Genomic DNA, 1,239 nt, shown 5'->3' on the forward strand with positions numbered 1-1,239 from the left:
CTAAAAACTTTATTGATTACGTTTTGCTTGTTCAGTTTTCAAGGTTCATTTTGTTATCTCTTTGTTAAGAGTTAACTCTTATATAATAACATGTTTCATATATGATGTCAACAAGTTATTTTGTTTTTATATTGTTGTAGCTGTTTGTTCAGCAGCAACTTTTATATAATATCATCTACTCCTATAGAACGTCAATAGTTTTCTAGCGTTTTTTTTAAAAGTTTTATAACTTAAATCTTGGCCATGTTTTTAAAAATTGAATAGTACGGTTCCTTCCTATTTCTAAAAGCGTTTCTTTAGTCTCTTGATCTAAATCAAATTGTGTGGCACTGTAATCATCGACAGGAATGAAAATAATATCTCTTTCATGTCGTCTTGAAATATACCTTTCATCATGAGCATCTTTCATAGTAGAAAATAAAGCTTCAAATAAATTTAATCCATTTTTAATTTCGTGCGGGCGCTGCTCTTCTCTACGTCTACTCAATTTAAGCCCAATGATTGGTCGTACTTTACGTCCACCTCTATCATCAAATACCCATAACGGGAAATTACTCAATACTCCACCATCTACAATAACCGATTCTCCTTTTCCTGTTTTTAATGTAACAGGTTCAAAGAAAAACGGTATACCACAGCTCATACGTAAAGCACTTGCAACAGAAAAATTTTTTGCATCAATATGATAATTGTGTAAATCATCCGGTAACACCATCATTTTGCCATTTGTTAAATCAGAGGCCACTAATTTTAACGAATCTCTAGGTAAATCTCCGAATGTATAAACGCCTTTTGCAGCTAATTTCTGAAAAAACCATTTTTCTAATGCTTTTCCTTTATATAAACCTAAATGGTGATAAACATTAACCCACTTCATAAACGGCAATGGTAAGATTGTCTTCCTTGGATCTAGTAATGAAGGTACATCCAACTCTTCTAACATAGTTTGGATTTCTTTTCCGCTATATCCTGCAGCAATAAAAGCAGCTAATATGGCTCCAGCACTCGTCCCAGCCACCCGTTTAAAACGAAAATTTTCAGCCTCTAGTACTTGATACGCCCCTACCAGTGCAAACCCCTTCAAACCGCCACCAGAAAAAACACCATCAATCCACAAAATTCCCTCTCCTTTTTCAAATAATCTTTACATTATAAGAATTAGTAACAACAATTAGAACTATAAATACACGCGTGTTGATTATCTAATTTCTTCCAATGAAAATTATACAAAAAGAGAGA

The 1,239-nt window shown here is 33.2% G+C and carries 1 protein-coding gene; it reads right to left on the minus strand.

Features of this window, described 5'->3' with window-relative positions; translation table 11 throughout:
• Nucleotides 1-223: 223 nt before the first annotated feature.
• Nucleotides 224-1,117: a patatin-like phospholipase family protein gene (locus QRN68_RS25995; RefSeq protein WP_285400285.1), complete on the minus strand. Its 894-nt coding sequence runs from the start codon at nucleotides 1,115-1,117 to the stop codon at nucleotides 224-226.
• Nucleotides 1,118-1,239 lie beyond the last annotated feature (122 nt).

The sequence above is a fragment of the Lysinibacillus sp. fls2-241-R2A-57 genome (genome assembly GCF_030209535.1).
GTDB lineage: Bacteria > Bacillota > Bacilli > Bacillales_A > Planococcaceae > Lysinibacillus.